We start from the raw sequence: 19,753 nt of genomic DNA, 5'->3' as shown, positions 1-19,753 counted from the left end.
CGACATTTCCAAATCCCACCTCGATGCAATCGATCTGGAGGGGAATGAGGCGAGGCAGTTCGAGAATTCGGCACAGGGTGTGCGCGCCCTGCAGAAATGGCTGGACACAATGGACGTGACGCGCATCGTGTACGAGGCGACAGGGCCTTATCATCGTCGGCTGGAGACGGCTCTCTCGGGCAAGTTCCCGCTCGTGAAGGTCAACCCTCTGCAGGCGCGACGCTTCGCGCAGGCCGTCGGAACGCATGCCAAGACCGATGCGGTGGATGCGCGCTGTCTGGCGCGCATGGGGCCGCTTTGGGCCTGGAACCCGACGAGCCCGTTTCGGAAAATTTGCGCGAGCTCCGTGACTTGCAGACGGCACGAGCCGCGCTGATCAAGGAGCGGGGCCGTCTGCGCAATCGCCGCCTGATCCTGACCAGTGCCCTGCTGAAGCGTCAGACGAACGCACGCCTCACCTTGGTCGAACGGCAGCTCGGCGAACTCGACGCCGAGATCGCACGGCGCATTGCCGAGGACACGACGAGCGCACGCAAGCGCGACATCCTCAGCTCGATCCCCGGAATCGGGCAGATTGCCGCCGCTGCCATTCTCACCTTCTTCCCGGAAATCGGCACGCTGGGCCGAAAGCAGGCCGGGAGTCTGGCCGGGCTGGTTCCACATAACAGGGAGTCGGGCCAATGGAAGGGCAAGTCCTTCATCAGCGGCGGACGAAAGCCGCTGCGTGACGCGCTCTACATGCCTGCTCTCGTCGGCATGCGGTTCAACCCGGATCTCAAGGCCAAGTATCAGCAACTGCGCGAAGCCGGAAAGCCCGCGAAAATCGCGCTCGTCGCGCTCATGCGGAAGCTGATCGAGATCGCGAACGCCCTGGTCAAAGCCGACCGCTTCTGGGCCGAGAAACCCGCTTGCGCATGACGGATACTCAATAGCCGCAATCACCCGACCGCGAAGGTCGCCGCTCAGGCTCCTCGTCATCTTCGCCCCCTGGCAAATCACCGGCGTCAGTGAATCGGACAAACCGACCGCGTGAATCCCAAAACCGACTCTGCGGCGCGCCGAGGCTCAAGGAACGACGGGAAGTAGCTGCCCGTGCGCAACTTCGGGATGCGCAGCTCCACGTTCCCGGCGCGAGTCTGCCGTCGACGGATACGTCGACCGGTCGCGGTCGCCGTTCCTCTGCGCCAGGCGTTCGGGGCTCTTCTCGCGATAGGCGGCGCCGGTCTGGCCGCCCACCTCGCGTTCCATCAGCCGCCCGGCGGCGAAGCCGATCATCTCGCGCAGCAGTTCCGCATCGCCGATCTTCTCTACGACCTCTCTCGGGTCCATCACGGGTTTGGTCATCGGGGTCATCCCTCGGTTCAGGTTGGCCGTCGCAACCCGACCCTGCCGACAAACCCGATGGCCGCCTCAGATACACCATGCCTTGGGATATGACCGATCGGCAGTGTGGGATGCCCACGATAACCGACAACAGAATGACGCTGATCGAGCTGGTTGAGAAGCAAGCTGAGGGCGACTTCGTACGCGAGATGCTGGCCTTTGCGACTGACCGGATCGTGGAGGCGGAGGTGGAGGAGCGCAGCTTTGCCGGAGCCTGGGGTTCACGCTCTTTGCATGGCAGAGCCGAGATGAGCATCGAATTCTGTAATAATTATAGACAAAAAATACGCATAAAACCCCCGATATGCCGCGAATATCCTTTCTTTACGTTACAACTATTGACAAATTTGACGTCGACGCTTAGCAACGCTTCTGATCTCTTGGGAAGGAGAAATCGGGAGAACTCATTTGCCGAGCGCCACAAAAGGTTGTGCGGGTCTTTTCCGCTGAACGTCGCAGGTCGGAAACGGGCCGTTGTGCCCATCCTGACGCGCTGGCCTGCATGGCTTGCGACATGGCCTGGTGCAGTTCCGGCGAACCAACCTGACCGTTTCAACCGCGGCAATGCTGGCCAACCGACCGTCAGGTTCACAGGCGTGTCGGAGAGCCAGGTCACCGGGCCTGGCGCAGGTGCGGCTGAAGAGCAGTCGATCGAGTTTTTTCGGCCGTTTTCCCTCGTGCCGGAGAGCGGAGCGGATTTGCGAAAACCATGGCCGCAAGGGGCCAGATGACAGGAATACGGATATGAGCGATTACATCTTGTCGAGTGAGACGCGCGCGAAGTTGAGGAAGGTCTCGACGGCCTCTGTCGCGACGGCTCTGTACAAGCGCGGTCTGCGCAACCAGTTCGTGCAGGGTGTCGTGCCGATGGAGCGCAAGCCGGTCACGATGGTCGGCCAGGCCTTCACGCTGCGTTATATTCCCGCCCGTGAGGACCGCAACCCGCTGACCGTGTTCCGCGAGCGCGACCACAAGCAACGTGTGGCGGTCGAGACCTGTCCCGAAGGTCACGTGCTGGTGATGGATGCCCGCAAGGACAGGCGTGCGGCCACGGCCGGATCGATTCTCGTCACCCGCCTGGGGCAACGCGGCGTTGCCGGCGTGGTCTCGGACGGAGGTGTGCGCGACGCGGCGGCCATCGCGGCCCTGGACATGCCGGCCTACTTTGCCTGTCCCTCGGCGCCGACAAACCTTACCCTGCATGAGGCCGTGGATATCAACGTGCCGATTTCCTGCGGCGATGCACCGGTCTTTCCGGGCGACGTGATGCTGGGCGACGGTGACGGCGTGATGGTGATCCCGGCCCATCTGGCCGACGAGATCGCAGAGGAATGCACGAACATGGAATCCTATGAGGATTTTGTGCTGGAGCAGGTAAACGCGGGCGCCGGGATCATCGGTCTCTATCCGGCGACGGACGACGAAAACCTCGTGAAATACGATGCATGGCGCGAACGGACAGGACGATAGCATGACCTTCATTCCACACGGAAATCACTTGATCGCAGGCGCGCGGGTCGGCTCGGAGGCGCGGTTCTTTTCTGCTCCGGCAACCGGCCGGGGCTTCGAGTTTTCGGCCGGTTCCGCCAAGCTTGTGGCCGAAGCCTGCGCCGCGGCCCATGCGGCATTTCCGGACTTTGCCGCCACCCCGCGCGAGCAACGCGCGAAGCTGCTGGAAGCGATCGCAGAAGAGATCGAGGCGCGCGGCGACCAGATTACCGAAATCGGATGTATGGAAACCGGACTTCCGGAAGCTCGCCTGCAGGGCGAGCGCGGCCGGACCACCGGTCAGTTGCGCCTTTTCGCTGCCCATATTCGTGACGGCGGGTATCTCGATCGTCGCCATGACCCGGCCTTGCCCGATCGCAAACCTCTTCCCCGTCCCGATCTGCGGTTGATGCAGCGTCCGGTGGGCCCGGTCGCGGTCTTCGGCGCATCCAATTTTCCGCTGGCATTCTCGGTGGCCGGTGGTGATACCGCCGCCGCGCTGGCCGCAGGGTGCCCGGTCGTCGTCAAAGGTCACGGCGCGCATCCGGGCACGGGCGAAATCGTCGGTGACGCGATCGTTGCGGCGCTTGAAAAGCTTGGCATGAGCGCGGGTATCTTCAGCCTCGTCCAGGGGGGCAGTCGTATCGTGGGCGAGGCGCTTGTCACAGATCCGCGGATCAAGGCCGTGGGCTTCACCGGCAGCCTTGCCGGCGGACGCGCACTCTATGGTCTTTGCGCATCGCGACCAGAACCGATTCCGTTCTTCGGCGAGCTTGGCAGCGTCAACCCCATGTTCGTCTTGCCGCAGGCCGCTGCCGCCCGGGGTGCGGATCTGGGGGCGGGATGGGCGGCGAGCCTGACCATGGGCGCCGGGCAGTTCTGCACCAATCCCGGTATTGCCATCGTGGTTGACGGGAAGGGCGCCGATGCTTTCGTCCAATCCGCGGCCGAGGGCCTCGAGGGCGTGGCAGAGCAGACCATGCTGACGGACGGGATCGCCGACGCCTATCGCAATGGCGTCCGCCGGGTGTCGGAAGGCGCAGGGGTCAGATCGCTGCTGACCACATCCTGTCAAGGTCGGAATGCCGCACCGTATCTTTTCGAAGTTTCGGCCAGCGAGTGGATGATCAACCAGGATCTGTCGGAAGAAGTGTTCGGACCGTTGGGGCTGGTCATCCGGGCAAGGGACGCGGCGCAGATGAGAGAGGTCGCCGAAAGCTTCAAGGGACAGCTGACCGCGACGCTTCAGATGGATGATGGTGATATCGAACTTGCCCGGGACTTGTTGCCGGTGATGGAGCGAATGGCCGGTCGTGTTCTGGCCAATGGATTTCCGACAGGCGTCGAGGTCTGCGACGCCATGGTTCATGGAGGTCCGTATCCGGCCAGCACAAACTTTGGCGCCACCTCTGTCGGCACACTTTCCATCCGCCGCTTCCTGCGGCCTGTGTGCTACCAGAACCTTCCCGAAGAACTGTTGCCGGACGACCTGGTGAATGTCTGACCTGGCAGGTCACGGCCCCACCGACCCGTCACCACGCCTTCGTGATTGGCGGGTCGATCTTTCGAGTTCGGTCGCCGGGCTCTGCTGAAGCCTATCGTGGCGTTGTCACGCAGCAATCCGGCCGATGGCGGTAATCGGCGGGCCTTGCAGCTTTTGCCAATGCCCGCCGCGCTGGCCGAAGCAGCCTGTCAATTTGTATTTATGATGTACAGATTTATGCTTACACCCAAGAATGTTCGGCCTTTATCGATTGATTTTTTTCGTTGAGTTGTAATAATTAGTTAGTATGATGGGCAGAGTTCTTGGGGGCAAGTCTACTGCGCCGAAGGCGACGATCGGCGGAAGCACGGGTTCGTGTGTGAGGATGTTCCAGCCGAGCGTTCCACTCGCGATCCCATCAAATTTCTGGAGGAGGAACAGGTCATGTTTTCGAAAAGCTTGAAAAGCAGAATAATCTTGGCACTTGGTGCCTGCATCATCGGCACCTCGGCAGTCGCGGCGGAATTTCCCACCCGTGATATCCGCCTGATCGTTCCGTGGCCCGCCGGCGGCGGTGCTGATTCGATTTCGCGCAAGATCGGCAACATCGCCGAACAAGACCTGCCGAAATCGATCTATGTCGAGAACATCGCCGGCGCCCTGACCGCGACTGGTCTGATTCAGATGACGAATTCGCGTCCTGACGGCTATACGGTCGGGGTCCTGACCTATGACAGCGTCATCACCTTGCCGCGCGGCCAGATGGTGCCCGGCTATTCCCTGGACAACATGACGCCGATCGCCCGCATCACGACCGAAGCCGATGCGATCGTCGTTTCAAAAAGCTCCGGTATCGACAGCTTCGAGGAACTGGTCGAAGCGGCCAAGGCGAAGCCTGGAACCGTGCGTGTCGGCGTCGCTCCGAAAGGATCGGGTCCGTATCTGTCGGTCATCCAGCTCGAAAAGCTGCTGGAAGTCGATTTCAACGTGATCACCTATGCCGGATCTTCCAGCGCGGAGGCAGAAGCCCTTCTGTCGGGCGAACTCGATGCAGCGATTTCCAGCCTGGGCGATTTCAGCGGCATCATTTCGTCGGGTGATGCCAAAGGCGTGGTCGAACTGACCTCGGTGCAAAACATGACCTATACGGACGTGCCAACGATCAGCTCCAAGGGTTACGACCTGCAAACCGGCAGCTTCATCATTCTGGCAGCGCCGAAAGACACGCCCGAAGAGGCCGTCACGACGCTCGAAACCGTGTTCAAGACGGCCTATGACAGCCAAGAATTTCAGGATTGGCTGAAACAGGTTGGGGTTACTCCGGATTGGCTCGGCTCTGACGAGGTCAAGATCTGGATGGGCGAACTTCAGGACAAGACGTTCAAGCTCATGGACGAACTGGACCTCTGATCCTTGCAGGGACCCAAGCCTCCGATCTGGTATCGGAGACTTGGGCCCGGCCGAGGCTTGCCGTGGCGGTGGAGGATGTCGCCCGAACCAACGACGTCATCCCATGCTGGCAACGCGGCGGGTTGGCGCATCCGTGATCCAACGATTTTCTTCATACCTGAACGCATGGGCAGGCGCTTCGCGCCGACGCGCCGTTCCACCCCCAGTCCCGGAGAAGACGATGCTCGTGAAAAGGCCGCCGCTATTTCTCTATGTCACTCTTGCAGTGTCTGTCGGATACTTCATTTCCGCGGTCGGTTTGGGTGCGCCCGTATCCGAAAGCGGATTGACGCCCTCGTTCTTTCCCATCCTGGTGGGAGGCGCCGCAATCGTCTTTTCCAGCATTCTCATTCTTCAGAAGATCCGCACCGAACCCAAGGAACCCGGTGCAAGTGGACCTCGAAACTTCACCCATCTCTGGGTTGTCCTGGCCATCTTCATCTACATCATTGCCTTCAAGCCTGCCGGATATTTCATCTCGTCGGGAATTTTCGTTTTCGTGCTTGTCGTGCTTTTCTCTTCTTTTGAAAAGCTGCTGCAGAAGGCTGTCATATCCGTGGCGATTGTCGTGATCGCCTACGTCATGTTCCAGCAATTGTTCGGGGTCCGGCTCCCGACTTTGTGGGGTTAGATCATGGATTTCATCTTACTTGTCATCAGCAGCAGCACCCTGCTCCTGGATCCGCTGAACCTGACCTATGTCGTCATGGGCTTCGTGATCGGAACCATCTTTGCGGCGATTCCGGGCCTGACCGCGACGCTGGCGATGGCCCTGCTGCTGCCGGTCACATACACGCTCAGTGTTGAAACAGCGCTCATGGCCTCTGCCAGCATCTATATGGCCGGCATGTGCGGGGGCAGCATCACCGCGGTCACGATCAATATTCCGGGCGCGCCATCGTCGATGATGACCGCGCTGGACGGCTATCCCATGCAACAGAAGGGCAAGGGTGCGTTGGCGTTGGGTCACGCGGCCCTGGGTTCCATGTTCGGCGGCGCGTTGGGGGCGCTGCTGCTGATCGCGGTCGCGCCATTCGTGGCCGAGGTTTCCCTGCTCGTCAAGACGACCGGCAAGTTCTCGCTGCTGGCCTTTGCCATCGTCGTCGTCGTGATTGCGCAGCGCGGCCGCATCCCCCAGGCCGGGCTGGCAGCCTGCATTGGCCTCATGCTTGCAACCATCGGCCTCGACGCGATGGAACCGATCACCCGGTTCACCTATGGCTACAGCAACCTGACCGCGGGGATCGACCTGATGCCCGTCATCATCGGGACATTCGCCATCGCCGAAGTGCTGATCCAGGCGAGTTCGACCAATGACATCGCCGCTGCAACGGCGGCCGCGGAAAAGGTCAGGATCAGACGGCGGGATTTTCTGCCGCCGCTTTCCGAGATTCGCAAGATCGGGTTCGTCTGCTATCTCAAATCCAGCCTGATCGGCTATTTCGTCGGGACGCTGCCGGGTGCCGGAGGATCGATGGGTTCGTTTCTCGCCTATACCGAGGCGGTCCGAACATCTTCCGAGCCGGAAACCTTCGGCAAGGGAAATCCCAAAGGCATCGCAGCCTCTGAAAGTGCCAACAATGCCGTCTGTGGCGGTGCCATGGTTCCGATGCTGACCTTCGGGATTCCCGGCGATCCGATCACTGCCATCATGCTCGGCGTCCTGGTCATCAACGGCATCCAGCCCGGCCCGCAACTGATGTCGGATCAGGCCGGGCTGATAGCCCCGATGCTGGCAACCCTGCTGTTCAGCGCGGTCGTGCTCATTCCCCTGACGCTCTATCTGATCGGTCCGTATTTCATCAGGATCGTCTCCGTCCGCAAGGATGTTCTCTACGCGGTCATCACCATCCTGGCCGTCGTGGGAAGCTATGTTTCCACCTATTCGACCTTTCAGATGTTCATGGCTCTGGGCATGGGTGTTCTGGCCTTCCATCTGAGGCGCAACGGCTTTCCGGTGATCACGATGCTGCTCGGCTATATTCTGGGCCCCAATCTTGAGGAATTTTTGCGGCGATCGCTGGCCTTGTCCAACGGCGATCCAACGACTTTCCTCACGAACCCCGACAGCCTGTTCTTCGTCCTGCTGACGCTGGTCTTTATCTACTTCCTCGTCATCAAGAAACCGGGCAAGAAATTGGCGGCGGTTCCGCCCAACTGACGCGCACCTGCCTTGATGCCTTGCGCGCCCGCCCGCCGGGGACCGTGGCAGCCTCAGACGATACGATCGAACCCCGTGCGGCAAGACTCGCAAGACCGGGTTCGTTATCAGGCGATCTGTCCGGGCCTCAAGCTTCGCTCTGACCTGATGCAGGCCCAAAGCGTCAGGACCGACAAGGTGGCGGAAACGATCAGATATCCCTGGATTATGATGAACAGCGTATCGGGGCGGGCGACCGGCCCATAGGGCGACAGGATCAGCGGAAGAACGGCCCAGGCCAGGGCTGGACCAGCGAAGATCAGCGGAACGCCGATGAGGGCGCGGCCCGACAGGATCCAGCCCAGCCCGGGAAAGCCTGTCACGGCTCCGATCGTTTCCGGCAAGAGCAGTGCTGCGATCGGAACCTGGCGCAGCCAGCGTGGTCGCGGCCCGTCGTGCCGGGCCATTTCGGCCTTGACCATGCGCCAGCCTGCGGCCCGTTGCACCGGTGTCGCGCGCCATACGAAGCCCAGCAACAGCGCCGCCGCACGGGCATAGAGAAAAGCGCCCGCGATGACGCCCGAGGCGAAGAACCAGGCCCAAAGCCCCGGTTGCGGTTCTGCCCCGGAACGGATCGCCTGTCCGGCTGCGATCGCTCCGGCCAGGGCGCCAAGATAATACAGCGCCACGCCCGCGCCCATCAGTCTTGCCAGACGCAGGTCGAATTCCGGCGCGGGATCGGCCCCGAGGATCGGACGGCCGATGCGCAGCATCAGGCCGGTCAGGATCGTCAGAACGCCGCCCAGCATGTTGACCTGGGCATGGGTTCGCGCGACGGCGACACCGGCGCTGCCCGCCTCGACCATCCAGTTCTTGACCTCCGGCAGAATCTGCAGCGCGCCCTGCATCGTTCCCGCGATCAGGATCGCCACGCCGAGGCAGATCAACCCCGAGCCCGCGCGTCGCCCGATGCCCCGGGCAAAGCGCATGACGATGGCGCCCAGCAGCGACCACAGGCCGAACAGGACGACGCCTGCGGATGCTGCAAGCGGAATGCTGTGCCAGAGGCCCAGCCGTTCGGTCGCCTGCGCGAAGCCGAGACCTTCGGTCACGATCAGCTTGCCCTCGGTCAGGCCGAGAACCAGAAAGGCAAGATACAGCGCCACCGATCCTGGCCCCAGCGTCCAGAACACGCGCGCGGCCATGCGGCGACCGTGCGATCCCTGGGCGGGCGGGTCTGCGAGGGCGAAGACAAGGCCGCCGATCAGCATCATGACCCCGGTCAGAAGGTTGACATGGGCATGCGAGATCGGATCGATGTAGCGTCCGGCCACTCCGGCAGCGGCAAGCCATTCCTCGTTGTCCGGCATGACCTGCAGAACGCCCTGCACCGTGCCGACCAGCAGACCGATGGTGCCCAGCACGAAGAAACCGGCAAGATGCGCAAGCGGTCGCGCACCGGCGACCCGGCGCCCCAGCCAGCAGGTTGCCAGCACGTTGATGACGAAAATCCAGTAGCCCACGCCCATCAGCGTCGCCGCGCCCGCCGTCGGCAGCGTCCGCCAGATGCCAAGCGCGTCCGATGCCTCGGCGTCGGTCATGCCGCCATGCACCAGCGCGCCCATCGTCACGCCGCCGAACAGGTTGATCAGATAGAACCCCCCGGCGCCCAGAACCGTGCCCCAGAACGCCAGCTGGGCCAGCGTTCCGCTGTAGAGGGGGCGTTGCACAACCCGCGGCAGGACATACCATGTCAGACCCGTCACCGCGATCGTGCCACCCATGACGATCACCATGTGGCTGTAGGCGATGTTGGCGGCCAGGTGGCCGCCGCGTCCGGCCTGTGCCAGCCAGCGGGCCACGGGTGGCAGCGACTTGACCGCAAGGTGCAGGCTGCCCACAAGCAGCGCCCCGGCGACGGTCAGCGCATATTTCGTCAGGGCGCCGTCATAGCGCGCGATCTCGGCGGCGGAAAAGGTCTCGGCCTCGGCGCGCGGACCGGCACGCGGGACGAGCCGGAAGACAAGCAGCGACGCCGCCGCCAGGAAAAGCACGAACAGCAAGGCATCGAGGTTGGATATGTCTTCGACGCGCATCGCTCAGCGCAGGCCCGGCTGCAACGCGAAGATCGCCAGGTGATAGCCCAGCGAAACGGCGATCATCGCCGCCAGGATCAACCAGTCCCCGATCTGCGCCCGACGGCTCCAGCGGTCGTCCTCGACTTGAAAGGATTGGTCGATCTCGTCGTCGCTGAAGGGGCGCGGCAGGTCCACCGGTGGTGCGTCGGTCACTGAAATCTGCGCCATGATCTTGCCCTTCCGTCGCTTCAGATGAAATGCTCGAACGTCTCCGAGCGCATGTCGCCGGGCTCTGCCCCGGTCGCGGCGATCATCCGCTCGGTTTCCCAGCGGCAATCCGCGAACTCTTCCAACTGCTCCCGGGTCAGCCAGGTGACGCGCACATGCATTCTCAGTGCGCCGTTCCCGGTCGTGCGCGCCATCACGTCGCTTCCGGCATATCCCGGCAGATCCTGAAGCACCGGCTTCCAGGATTCGAGCAGCGGCTGTACCCGTGCCCATGTATCGCCGGACAGCGTGGCGGTGGTGACGTAGCTATAGGAATGACCTTCGGCCATGGACCCACCTCAATAGATGATACCGCGGAAGATCGCCGTGACCGCGAAATAGGCCGCATAGACCGTCGTCGCGGTCCAGACGACATAGGAAAACAGCCGTATCATGCCCGCCCGCTCGGTCAACTGGCCGGCGAAAGAGGTCAGTTCGGTCAGTTCGGCGCGCTGACGGAATGTCAGCCGCATCAGGAAGACAACCGAAAAGAAGAATGCAATCAGGGTGACCGCGAACAGCACCTCATAGATCGGCCCGCGCCACAGGATCTCGGTGCGATCGGTCGGGATGCGATCCATATACTGGGCATAGATATAGCGGTTGATCGCATCCACCGTCGCGGGATCACTTCCACTGGGCTGCATCACCGTCCTCCTTCGCCCATTCGGGCGTGTAGTAATCGGGCTCTTCGACCGAAAGCAGCGGATATTTCGCCTCTTCCATGCCGACGAACATTCCCCGCCGGACCGCGATCAGGAACACCACCAGCGCCGCGCCGGCAAAGGACAGGAACGACAGCAGCATCCAGTCCGCCATGACGAACTCCGCGCCCTTTGGAGAGACGCTGGCCCATGCCGGTGCGGCGGCCATGGCGAGGGCGGAGGCCGCGGCGCAGGCGGCGGCCGTTTGGCGCGGTTGAAAATGATCAGGGTGCATGGAACACCAGCCCTTCCGTATCCTGCAGTTCGGCAAGCGCGGGAATCGCCTCGCCGCGCGCCGTGGCGTCGTCGTATCGGCGCTGGATGTCGGCCCGGTACAATCCGCCGATCACCCCGGCGAGCCGGTCAAGGGTGATGGGCAGCTTGCCGCCGACATAGATCGTGTCGTTCGCGGTCATGCCGGGCGCGATCCAGCGCGCGGCCTGCATGAACGGGTCATCGGTCTTCGGCAGGTCGGTATAGGTCTCGTCGATCGGGTTTTCCGCGATATAGCGCAGCGCGGTTTCAGGGGGATTCCAGCGTTCGTACATTTCGACGGTGGGCAGGGTTTCCTTCAGTCCGCCATTGGGGATGGTGCGCAGGAACATCACCGTGCGCCAGATCTCGGCGACCGACAGGCGGGTGCCGAAATTCTCCATCGCGGTGCCGGGCCCGGCGGTCAGGATGCGGTGATACATCATGCCGCTGGAGGTGCCGGTGTCATAGGGCAGGTTGGTCTGGGTGAAATCGAAGGGCTTGACCTTCAGCCGCTCGGCGCCCGGCCCCTTGCCGTCACCATTGCGGCCATGACAGCCCGCGCAGCGCTGTATATAGGTCGCCTTGCCGCGCATCAGGTTCTCGGCATTGACCTCCAGCGGGTTGTCGGTCAGCCAGTAGGATCGCGAGAAGCTGTTCATGTGCCAGACGTCCATCCAGCTCATGCCGCTTGGTGCCTTGTCCTTGGGCGTGCCGTTCTCGCGCAGCTCGCCCGTGCCGCGCAACTGCGCCACCAGATCGGCCACCGGCACGCCGGGATCGTCCAGACCCGCCTTGCCGGCATTGAGCCGCATCAGGTAGTTGCCGGTCTGCGTCGCCGCATAGCGCAGTGCCGCAAGCTTGCCGCCCTGGCTTTGCGTATAGCTGATCAGCGCATCGGTCTCGTCGGCGCTGAGAAAGCTGAAGCGGGGCATCACCGACATCGGTGTGGTGCTGCGCGCGTTCCAGTAATGCGAGCGGTGCCAGCCATCCGGATGGGTGCCGCCTTCGTTCGAGATGTCCGGCCCGGTGCGGATACTGCCCAGCGTGTTCGGGCTCTGGCTGATGCCGGCATAGTCGCCCGGCTGCGAGGCGCGCGCGTAAAGCGCCGAGGATCCGGTGAAGACATCCTGCGGCCGGCTGAAGCCGCTATGGCAATAAACGCAGCCATTGGCCAGATAGACGGCGCGGCCTGATACCTGGGTATCGTCCAGCGGCAGCCAGTTGGGCGATACCTGTGGCTTGTAGGTGCTGGTGGGCAGGACGACCACCGAAAACACCACGGTGAAAAAGGCCAGAAGCCCGCCGATCGCCACCATGCCGGGGGTCATCAGCATCCGGCGGCCACGATGTGCGCGCAGCAGCTTTTCGGGGTAGGGGGGGTGTTCGGGGATGCGGTTGCGGTTGTCCATGTCGCTACTCTCCCGGCTCCAGGGCCACGGCACGGCGGAAGGCGCGGCGGGTGCCGGCGCTCGTATCGCTGAACACGGTGGCGACGACGTTCCATGCCAGGGTGAAGGTCGAGAACACGATCAGCGCGCCGAAGATCGCGCGGCCGATATATTGCGGCCGGATCATCGCCAGAACGTTGACCTCGGGCTCGCCCCGCGCCCAGCTTTCGTCTTGCAGGAAGCTGGCGATGGTCAGCACCCAGAAGAAGCCGAAAAAGCCCGTCAGCAGCAGCCAGTAGGTCCATTCCGAAATCTTGCGGCTGTAGACCGGCCGCCGCGCCATCTGCGGCACCATGTATTCGATCAGCCCCATGCCGAAGAAGGTGAACGCCCCCAGCAGCGCCAGATGGGCGTGCGCGACGATGAAATTGGTGAAGTGGATCATCTTGTTGAACGCCGGCACCGCCATGAAAGAGCCCTGCACGTTGACCAGGAAATAGAACAGGAACCCGGTCAGCATGAAGCGCAGCGGAATGTTGACGAAGAACTTGTCCCAGTTGCCGCGCATGGTCAGCCAGATATTGCCCACGAAGGCGAAGACCGGAACCAGCAGCATGATCGAGTTGACGGTGGCGAAGGTCTTCAGCCAGCCGGGGATGGGCGCCTGCAACAGATGGTGGTGCCCGACCCCGGTGTAGAAGAAGGCGATGCCCCAGAACGACACCAGCGACAGGGTGTGGCTGTAAAGCGGCGTTCGGGTGATCTTGGGCACGAAGTAATACATCAGCCCGACCATCATCGGCGTCAGCCACAATCCGAACAGGTTGTGGTTTCCCCACCAGTTCAGCATTCCGTCGGCCAGCGGGTCTTCCAGCGCGCCGGACAGCCGCGCCCCCGGAATGCCGTTGCCCAGCAACGTGCCCGGCCGCCACATCACGTTGACGATGAAATAATCTGCGGCCAGCCAGATCGGGCTGGCGACGCTCCACCAGACGGTGACGTAAAGCGGCCTGATCCGCCGCGCCAGCACCGTCATCAGGATGATGTAGATGTTGATCAGCAGCACGACCACCACCGCCACATCGACCGGCCAGATCAGTTCGGTATATTCACGCCCCTGGGTATATCCCATCGACAGCCCGGCAAAGCCCGCGGCCATCGTCAGGTTCCACGCCCACGCCATCCAGACCGCAAGGCTTTCGCCCCACATCTCCCGCAAGCCCAGAAGCCGCGGCAGGACATAGAAGGCACCGCCGAAATACATCATCGACAGCCAGGCGAAGATGACCCCGTTCACGTGGATCGGCCGGATCCGGCTGAAGACCAGATAGGGGATGCCGGCAAAGATGTTCGGCGCGATCAACTCGGTCGCGATGGTCAGGCCGACCAGGGTGACGAACATCAGCCAGAAGACGGAACTGTAAAGCCAGGTTCGCGCGGCACGGTCGCTGTAATGATGGATCGGTTCCAGCAGGTCGCTTGGATGTCGGCCGGAGGGTGGCATGTCCCGGGTACTGGTTATGTCCGTCACGACATTCCTCCCCTTCCGTTCGGCGGGGTCGCATGTTCCGGGCAGTTTTCCGCCATGCGCCGTCCGGTCGAAAAAACGGCGGTGTCGAAAGGCTTTAGCCGGAGCGAGAGTCGGCCCCGCAGGCACGTCGCTCGCATTTTTTGCATCAGTCAACCATTTCCAGGACGCGCGCCGACGATGCCAAGGGCGGTCGTGGCCCGCCCTCCGCGCGCGCTTCGTTCCGTCGCCACCGACCATTGCGGGCGGTCTCGCATCGCCCGATCACGGACACGGCGCGCGTCGGCGCCGGACAAGGGCGGCGCCGCTGATCCGGGATTTCGTCTTTCGCGGGAACGGTCAGCCATCACCTGCGTTGTTCGCCGGGCGTCCTTGCGGATGCCGGATCACAAATCAGGACAGGAGAGTGCCGTGACCGACACCAGCAACAAGAGCGGTGAGGCGGGCGAGCTGCATCAGCGTGGCGGCAAGCCCTTGACCACCAATCAGGGCGTCGCGCTCAGCGACAACCAGAACAGCCTGAAGGCGGGCGCGCGCGGGCCTTCCCTTCTGGAAGACTTCATCCTGCGCGAGAAGATCTTTCACTTCGATCACGAGCGTATCCCCGAACGGATCGTGCATGCCCGCGGGTCGGGTGCGCATGGCTATTTCGAATGCACCGATCCCATTCCTGAACTGACACGCGCCCAATTCCTGTCGAAGAAGGGCCGCACGCCGGTCTTTACCCGCTTTTCCACCGTCGCGGGCGGGGCGGGCAGCGTCGACACCCCCCGCGATGTCAGGGGTTTTGCGGTCAAGTTCTATACCGAAGAGGGCAATTTCGATCTGGTCGGCAACAATATCCCCGTGTTCTTCATCCAGGACGCGATCAAGTTTCCCGATCTGATCCACGCCGTGAAGATGGAGGCCGATCGGGGCTATCCCCAGGCCGCCACGGCCCATGACACTTTCTGGGATTTCGTCTCGCTGATGCCCGAATCGCTGCACATGATCATGTGGGCGATGTCCGACCGGGCGATTCCGCGCAGTCTCCGCATGATCGAGGGTTTCGGGATCCACACCTTCCGTCTGGTCAATGACGAGGGCAAGTCCACCTTTGTCAAGTTTCACTGGAAGCCACGGCTGGGGCTTCAGAGCCAGGTCTGGAACGAGGCGGTCAAGACAGCGGGCGCCAACCCGGACTATCACCGACAGGATCTGTGGGAGGCCATCGAACGCGGCGATCATCCCGAATGGGATCTGGGCATCCAGGTCTTTGACGCGGATTGGGCCGCCCGGCAGCCATATGACGTCCTGGACGCGACCAAGCTTGTTCCGGAAGAGGATATCCCGGTGCGCGTCGTCGGCCGGATGGTGCTGGATCGCAATCCCGACAACTTCTTTGCCGAGACCGAGCAGGCGGCCTTCTGTCCCTCGCATGTGGTGCCGGGCGTCGACTTTACCGACGATCCGCTGTTGCAGGGGCGGCTGTTCAGCTATCTGGACACCCAGAAATCGCGGCTGGGAACCGCCAATTTCCATCAATTGCCGATCAATGCCCCGAAATGCCCGATGCAGAATTTCCAGCGTGACGGGATGATGCAGATGGCGGTGCCCAAGGGACGGGCCAATTATGAACCCAACAGTCTTGCCGAAGCCGGCGAGGACGGCGGTCCGCGCGCCGTGGATCGGGGTTTTGCCACCGCCCCTGCGATGACCGATCTGGGCAACTCGCCCGATGCCAAGCTGCGCGTCAGGCCCGAATTGTTCGGCGATCACTACAGCCAGGCGCGGTTGTTCTATCGCAGCCAGACCCAGGTCGAACAGCGCCACATCGCCGAGGCGATCACCTTCGAGTTGTCGAACGTGGGACTGGATCATGTCCGCAGCCGGATTCTGGGTCATCTGCGGGTGATCGACGAAGATCTCGCCGGCGCCGTGGCCCGCGGCCTGGCCGAAGATCTGCCCGAGGCCGCGACGCCGCAGCGGGCCCCGATCGACATGCCGCCCTCGGACGCGCTGTCGATCCTGAAGCGGTCGAAGCCCAGCCTCGCGGGCCGCAAGGTCGGGATTGTCATCGGCGCCGGGGGCGATTCCGCGCGCGCCAAGGCCATTCGTGAAGCGGTCGAAGCGGCCGGCGGCGTGGCGGTGATGATCGCAAGGCAGCGTGGCCATGCCGAGGCGCAACTTGCCGCCACGCCATCGGTTCTTCTGGATGCGATCGCCCTGGTGATCGGGTCAGAGGACGCACGGGCGCTGGCCAGCTACAAGCCGGCGATCGATTTCGTCTCGGACGCCTTCGCGCATCTGAAAGCGATCGCGGCCGAGGATGCGGCGAAACCGCTTCTGGATGCGGCGGGCGTCACCAGGGATGAGGGTGTCGTGGACCTGGACCCCGATGCCTTCGTCAAGGTCGCTGCGCGGCGGTTCCATGATCGCGAGCGCGCGATCTGGTAGCGCGCATCGAGGCGGGGCAGTCCATCTCTGGACCGCGCCGGCCCTGCGGCCACCAGGCGGCCTGTATCTTCGAAAGTCCGGCGGGCGTTTTCGCCCGCCTGTTTGCCCGGATCGGCAGGCGCTGACCCCTGTCGCGGCCGGCAATATGCCTCACGCGAACGGCAGTCCCGTCCTTGACTGCGGGGCGACGGCAGGCGCCCATTCCGGCGCCGGAAGAAACGGTCCAAATGGGGGCCGGTTCAGGAACCATCGCGCCGCGCAAGGCGTATATTCTTCCGAAATGCCTTTGATCATTCTCGTGGACCCCGAGGGAAAGGACGGAAATGGCACCGCGCGCATTGTGGAAGGGTCAGCTTCGGCTGTCATTGGTCGCCATCCCCGTCGAGATCTATTCGGCCACGAAACCCGATGGCCGCGTGTCATTTCGCCAGATTCACCGGCCTTCGGGCAAGAAGGTGCGATATGAAAAGACCGTGCCCGAGATCGGACCAGTGGATGCGGCCGAAATCGTCAAGGGCTACGAGATCGGGGATGACGAATATCTGCTGATCGACCCCGAAGAAATCGACGCGATCAAGCTGGAGACGAAAAAGACCTTCGAACTGGTTCAGTTCGTCGATTTTCGCGATATACCGCCGATCTACTTCAACAAGCCCTACTACATCGTCCCTTCCGACGATCTGGCCGAGGATGCCTATCGCGTCGTGCGCGACGCGCTGCGGCAGACGAACAAGGTCGGGCTGGGCCAGGTGACGATGCGCGGCAAGGAATATCTTGCCGCCGTCAAGGCCTGTGGCGACGGCTTGTTGATGGAATCGCTGCATTACGAAAACGAACTGCGCGAGGCCGATCAGATTTTCACCGGTATCGAGGATGCACCCGCCGATGTCGAACTGGTCGAGGTTGCCACCTCGCTGATCGAACGCAAATCCGCGCCCTTCGACGCCACCGCCTATACCGACAAATATGCCGCGGCGCTGCGCGATCTGCTGGAGGCCAAGCGAAAGGACAAGAAAGCCCCACGAGTCCGCGACGACGCCGAACGTGAAGTTGCCGGCGGCGACAAGGTCGTCGATCTGATGAGCGCGCTGAAACAGAGCCTGAAGACCGCGCGGGCGGCCGACAGCAAGAAGCCGAAGCGCAAGAAGGCGTCGTGATGACCCGCCGCGACGCTCGGCCGGCCGACCCTCTGGCCGAATACAACGACAAGCGCAATTTCACCCGCACCGGCGAGCCGATAGGCCGGATTCCGGCTGCCGCAGACGACAATCACCGCTTCATCGTGCAGAAACATGCCGCCTCCCACCTGCACTACGATTTCCGGCTGCAATGGAATGGCGTGTTGCTCAGTTGGGCTGTCCCCAAGGGCCCTTCCTCCGATCCGCGCGAAAAACGCCTTGCGGTCCGGACCGAGGATCATCCGATCGACTATGCCGGCTTTGAAGGCACGATCCCCAAAGGCGAATACGGTGCCGGAACGGTGATGCTGTGGGACGAGGGCACCTGGTCGGCGCAGGAGAATTTCGGGCAGGGCCTGAAGAAGGGCAAGCTGAAATTCACGCTTCAGGGCAGCCGGATGCACGGCGGATGGACCCTGGTGCGGATGCAGCGAAAGCCCGATGACAAGCGGGAAAACTGGCTGCTGATCAAGGAGATCGACGACGACGCAGGGGAGGAACCGGACGCGTTGACCGACCAGTTCGACGTCTCGGTCAGGACCGGCCGCCCGATGAAACGGATCGCGGCCGCGGTCGGTCCGGTCGCATCCGCGGCCGCGGATCGAAAACGCCGGGGCAAACGGCCGGCCTTCACCACGCCGCAGCTTGCCACGCTGGTCGACAAGCCACCCGAGGGTGACGATTGGCTGCACGAGACGAAGTTCGACGGCTACCGATGCCTTGCCGCGCTGGGTGGCGGAGGGACGCGGCTCTATACCCGCTCGGGCAAGGACTGGACGGATCGTTTCGGCCGCCTGGCCACGGCGTTCGACGCCTTGCCCTGCGACACCGCCCTGATCGACGGCGAGGTGATGGCCGATCGGATTCGGCAATCGGCCTTTTCATCGCTGCAACGCGCACTCAAGGAGGGGGGCGATCTGGTCTTTTTCGCCTTTGACCTGCTGCGCGTGGACGGCACCGACTTGACCGACGCGCCCCTGATCGAGCGGCGCGAACGATTGGCCGGATTGCTGGCGGGTCTGCCGGCCGGCGGCGCGCTGCGGACAAGCGACCACGTCATCGGCCACGGCGCCCGGATCTTCGCCGCGGCTTGCGAGGCCGGGGGCGAAGGCACGGTGTCAAAGCGTCTCGACGCACCCTATCGCGGTGGACGCGCCAAGACCTGGCTGAAGACCAAGTGCACGCGACGGCAGGAATTCGTGATCGTGGGATTCAGCCCCTCGGACAAGAAGGGGCGGCCGTTCGCATCGCTTCTGGTAGCCTCGCACGAAGCCGGCAAGCTGCGCTACAAGGGTCGCGTCGGCACAGGCTTTTCCGAGGCCTCGATGAAGGATCTGTCTGCCGCCTTCACCCCCCGCAAGACCCCGCCGGTCGGTGATGTGCCCGCGGCCATCGCGCGTGGCGCATCCTGGCTGCGCCCTGACCTGGTGGCCGAAGTCGAGTTCACCGAATTCACCGCCGACGGCCATATCCGTCACGGCGCGTTCCTGGGATTGCGCCACGACAAGACCGCCGATCAGGTCCGGTTGGAGGAACCGATGCAACAGAACGAGGAAACCGGGATTCGCGGCATCCGCGTCACCCATGAGGGTCGCAGGGTCTTTCCGGAAGCGGGCTGCACCAAGGGCGATGTGGCGCGCCACTATGATCGTGTCGGCGAACGCATGATCGGGCTGATCGGTCAGCGTCCGCTGTCTCTGTTCCGCTGCCCTTCGGGGATCGACGGACAATGTTTTTTCCAGAAGCACGACACCGGCGGGATGCCCCGCGAACTGGGCCGCGTCGAAATCGGCGAAAGCGACGGGAATGCGGCCCGGTATCTCTATGCCACGGGCCCCGGCGGACTGGTCGCGGCGGCGCAGATGGGCACGCTGGAATTCCACGTCTGGGGGGCGCGTCGCGATCGTCTGGACAGGCCCGACCGCCTGGTCTTCGATCTGGACCCCGACGAGGGGCTGGGCTGGGACGCGGTGCGT

17 protein-coding genes and 2 pseudogenes are annotated in these 19,753 nt (G+C 63.0%); 11 read left to right on the top strand and 8 right to left on the bottom strand.

Annotation, left to right across the window (positions count from 1 at the left end; all coding sequences use genetic code 11):
- Positions 1–376: IS110 family transposase (locus ACU0BR_RS08475; protein ID WP_446156408.1), on the top strand; the 376-nt coding region annotated here is incomplete at its 5' end.
- Entirely contained in the window at positions 298–918 is a 621-nt protein-coding gene (locus ACU0BR_RS08470; protein WP_446156407.1) for a transposase, read from the top strand. The genes ACU0BR_RS08475 and ACU0BR_RS08470, both read left to right, overlap by 79 nt.
- A 119-nt stretch (positions 919–1,037) precedes the next feature.
- On the opposite strand, the pseudogene ACU0BR_RS08465 reads toward ACU0BR_RS08470, so the two are convergent.
- Positions 1,038–1,344 (bottom strand): annotated as a pseudogene (locus tag ACU0BR_RS08465) (transposase); the annotation flags it as partial.
- Positions 1,345–1,463: 119 nt separating this feature from the next.
- Here ACU0BR_RS08465 and ACU0BR_RS08460 point away from each other — a divergent pair.
- The 6 genes and pseudogenes from ACU0BR_RS08460 to ACU0BR_RS08435 all read left to right on the top strand — a co-directional run.
- Positions 1,464–1,613, top strand: a pseudogene (locus ACU0BR_RS08460) (IS256 family transposase); the annotation flags it as partial.
- A 514-nt stretch (positions 1,614–2,127) separates the two neighbouring features.
- Entirely contained in the window at positions 2,128–2,853 is a 726-nt protein-coding gene (locus ACU0BR_RS08455) for a ribonuclease activity regulator RraA (protein WP_292957983.1), read from the top strand.
- Between the two features lies 1 nt (position 2,854).
- Positions 2,855–4,375, top strand: coding sequence for an aldehyde dehydrogenase (NADP(+)) (locus ACU0BR_RS08450; protein WP_292957985.1), 1,521 nt, complete (start codon positions 2,855–2,857; stop codon positions 4,373–4,375).
- Between the two features lie 423 nt (positions 4,376–4,798).
- Complete coding sequence (locus ACU0BR_RS08445) at positions 4,799–5,764, top strand: Bug family tripartite tricarboxylate transporter substrate binding protein (protein WP_446156406.1); 966 nt, start codon at positions 4,799–4,801, stop codon at positions 5,762–5,764.
- A 103-nt stretch (positions 5,765–5,867) separates the two neighbouring features.
- A complete protein-coding gene (locus tag ACU0BR_RS08440; RefSeq protein WP_292979054.1) occupies positions 5,868–6,434 on the top strand; it encodes a tripartite tricarboxylate transporter TctB family protein in 567 nt (188 codons plus the stop codon).
- A gap of 3 nt (positions 6,435–6,437) precedes the next feature.
- Entirely contained in the window at positions 6,438–7,964 is a 1,527-nt protein-coding gene (locus ACU0BR_RS08435) for a tripartite tricarboxylate transporter permease (protein WP_292957990.1), read from the top strand.
- A gap of 107 nt (positions 7,965–8,071) precedes the next feature.
- On the opposite strand, the gene ACU0BR_RS08430 is transcribed toward ACU0BR_RS08435, so the two are convergent.
- The 7 genes from ACU0BR_RS08430 to ACU0BR_RS08400 are packed head-to-tail and all read right to left on the bottom strand — an operon-like array spanning position 8,072 to position 14,166.
- Positions 8,072–10,039, bottom strand: coding sequence for a hypothetical protein (locus tag ACU0BR_RS08430; RefSeq protein WP_292957992.1), 1,968 nt, complete (start codon positions 10,037–10,039; stop codon positions 8,072–8,074).
- 3 nt (positions 10,040–10,042) lie between these two features.
- On the bottom strand, positions 10,043–10,249 hold the full coding sequence (locus ACU0BR_RS08425; protein ID WP_292957994.1) for a hypothetical protein: 207 nt from the start codon (positions 10,247–10,249) through the stop codon (positions 10,043–10,045).
- A gap of 20 nt (positions 10,250–10,269) precedes the next feature.
- Positions 10,270–10,578 carry a hypothetical protein gene (locus tag ACU0BR_RS08420; RefSeq protein ID WP_292957996.1) on the bottom strand — a complete coding sequence of 103 codons (309 nt, stop codon included), beginning with the start codon at positions 10,576–10,578 and terminating at the stop codon, positions 10,270–10,272.
- 9 nt (positions 10,579–10,587) lie between these two features.
- Entirely contained in the window at positions 10,588–10,935 is a 348-nt protein-coding gene (locus tag ACU0BR_RS08415) for a hypothetical protein (RefSeq protein WP_292957998.1), read from the bottom strand.
- Positions 10,916–11,227 (bottom strand): hypothetical protein, encoded by a 312-nt coding sequence (locus ACU0BR_RS08410; RefSeq protein ID WP_446156405.1) that lies wholly within the window; start codon positions 11,225–11,227, stop codon positions 10,916–10,918. Before ACU0BR_RS08410 ends, ACU0BR_RS08415 begins: the two co-directional genes overlap by 20 nt.
- Positions 11,217–12,656, bottom strand: a complete 1,440-nt coding sequence (locus ACU0BR_RS08405; protein WP_446156404.1) for a cbb3-type cytochrome c oxidase subunit II — start codon at positions 12,654–12,656, stop codon at positions 11,217–11,219. The genes ACU0BR_RS08410 and ACU0BR_RS08405 overlap by 11 nt, the downstream gene beginning before the upstream one ends.
- Before the next feature lie 4 nt (positions 12,657–12,660).
- Positions 12,661–14,166, bottom strand: a complete 1,506-nt coding sequence (locus tag ACU0BR_RS08400) for a cbb3-type cytochrome c oxidase subunit I (protein WP_446156403.1) — start codon at positions 14,164–14,166, stop codon at positions 12,661–12,663.
- 375 nt (positions 14,167–14,541) lie between these two features.
- Here ACU0BR_RS08400 and ACU0BR_RS08395 point away from each other — a divergent pair, with 375 nt between their 5' ends.
- The 3 genes from ACU0BR_RS08395 to ligD all read left to right on the top strand — a co-directional run.
- Positions 14,542–16,599 (top strand): catalase, encoded by a 2,058-nt coding sequence (locus ACU0BR_RS08395; RefSeq protein WP_414692184.1) that lies wholly within the window; start codon positions 14,542–14,544, stop codon positions 16,597–16,599.
- A gap of 323 nt (positions 16,600–16,922) precedes the next feature.
- Positions 16,923–17,756 carry a non-homologous end joining protein Ku gene (ku, locus tag ACU0BR_RS08390; protein WP_292958008.1) on the top strand — a complete coding sequence of 278 codons (834 nt, stop codon included), beginning with the start codon at positions 16,923–16,925 and terminating at the stop codon, positions 17,754–17,756.
- Positions 17,756–19,753 (top strand): DNA ligase D (gene ligD / locus ACU0BR_RS08385; RefSeq protein ID WP_446156402.1); only part of this gene is annotated, 1,998 nt, incomplete at its 3' end. The genes ku and ligD, both read left to right, overlap by 1 nt.

The organism is Brevirhabdus sp., assembly GCF_052826345.1.
This window is presented reverse-complemented; position numbering and strand designations above follow the sequence as displayed.

Coding starts and splice junctions, on each gene's coding strand:
- ACU0BR_RS08420 (WP_292957996.1), bottom strand. CDS start 10,578: ATGGCCGAAGGTCATTCCTATAGCTACGTCACCACCGCCACGCTGTCC.
- ku (WP_292958008.1), top strand. CDS start 16,923: ATGGCACCGCGCGCATTGTGGAAGGGTCAGCTTCGGCTGTCATTGGTC.
- ACU0BR_RS08425 (WP_292957994.1), bottom strand. CDS start 10,249: ATGGCGCAGATTTCAGTGACCGACGCACCACCGGTGGACCTGCCGCGC.
- ACU0BR_RS08410 (WP_446156405.1), bottom strand. CDS start 11,227: ATGCACCCTGATCATTTTCAACCGCGCCAAACGGCCGCCGCCTGCGCC.
- ACU0BR_RS08395 (WP_414692184.1), top strand. CDS start 14,542: ATGCCGGATCACAAATCAGGACAGGAGAGTGCCGTGACCGACACCAGC.
- ACU0BR_RS08405 (WP_446156404.1), bottom strand. CDS start 12,656: ATGGACAACCGCAACCGCATCCCCGAACACCCCCCCTACCCCGAAAAG.
- ACU0BR_RS08440 (WP_292979054.1), top strand. CDS start 5,868: ATGCTGGCAACGCGGCGGGTTGGCGCATCCGTGATCCAACGATTTTCT.
- ACU0BR_RS08430 (WP_292957992.1), bottom strand. CDS start 10,039: ATGCGCGTCGAAGACATATCCAACCTCGATGCCTTGCTGTTCGTGCTT.
- ACU0BR_RS08445 (WP_446156406.1), top strand. CDS start 4,799: ATGTTTTCGAAAAGCTTGAAAAGCAGAATAATCTTGGCACTTGGTGCC.
- ACU0BR_RS08435 (WP_292957990.1), top strand. CDS start 6,438: ATGGATTTCATCTTACTTGTCATCAGCAGCAGCACCCTGCTCCTGGAT.
- ACU0BR_RS08455 (WP_292957983.1), top strand. CDS start 2,128: ATGAGCGATTACATCTTGTCGAGTGAGACGCGCGCGAAGTTGAGGAAG.
- ACU0BR_RS08450 (WP_292957985.1), top strand. CDS start 2,855: ATGACCTTCATTCCACACGGAAATCACTTGATCGCAGGCGCGCGGGTC.
- ACU0BR_RS08415 (WP_292957998.1), bottom strand. CDS start 10,935: ATGCAGCCCAGTGGAAGTGATCCCGCGACGGTGGATGCGATCAACCGC.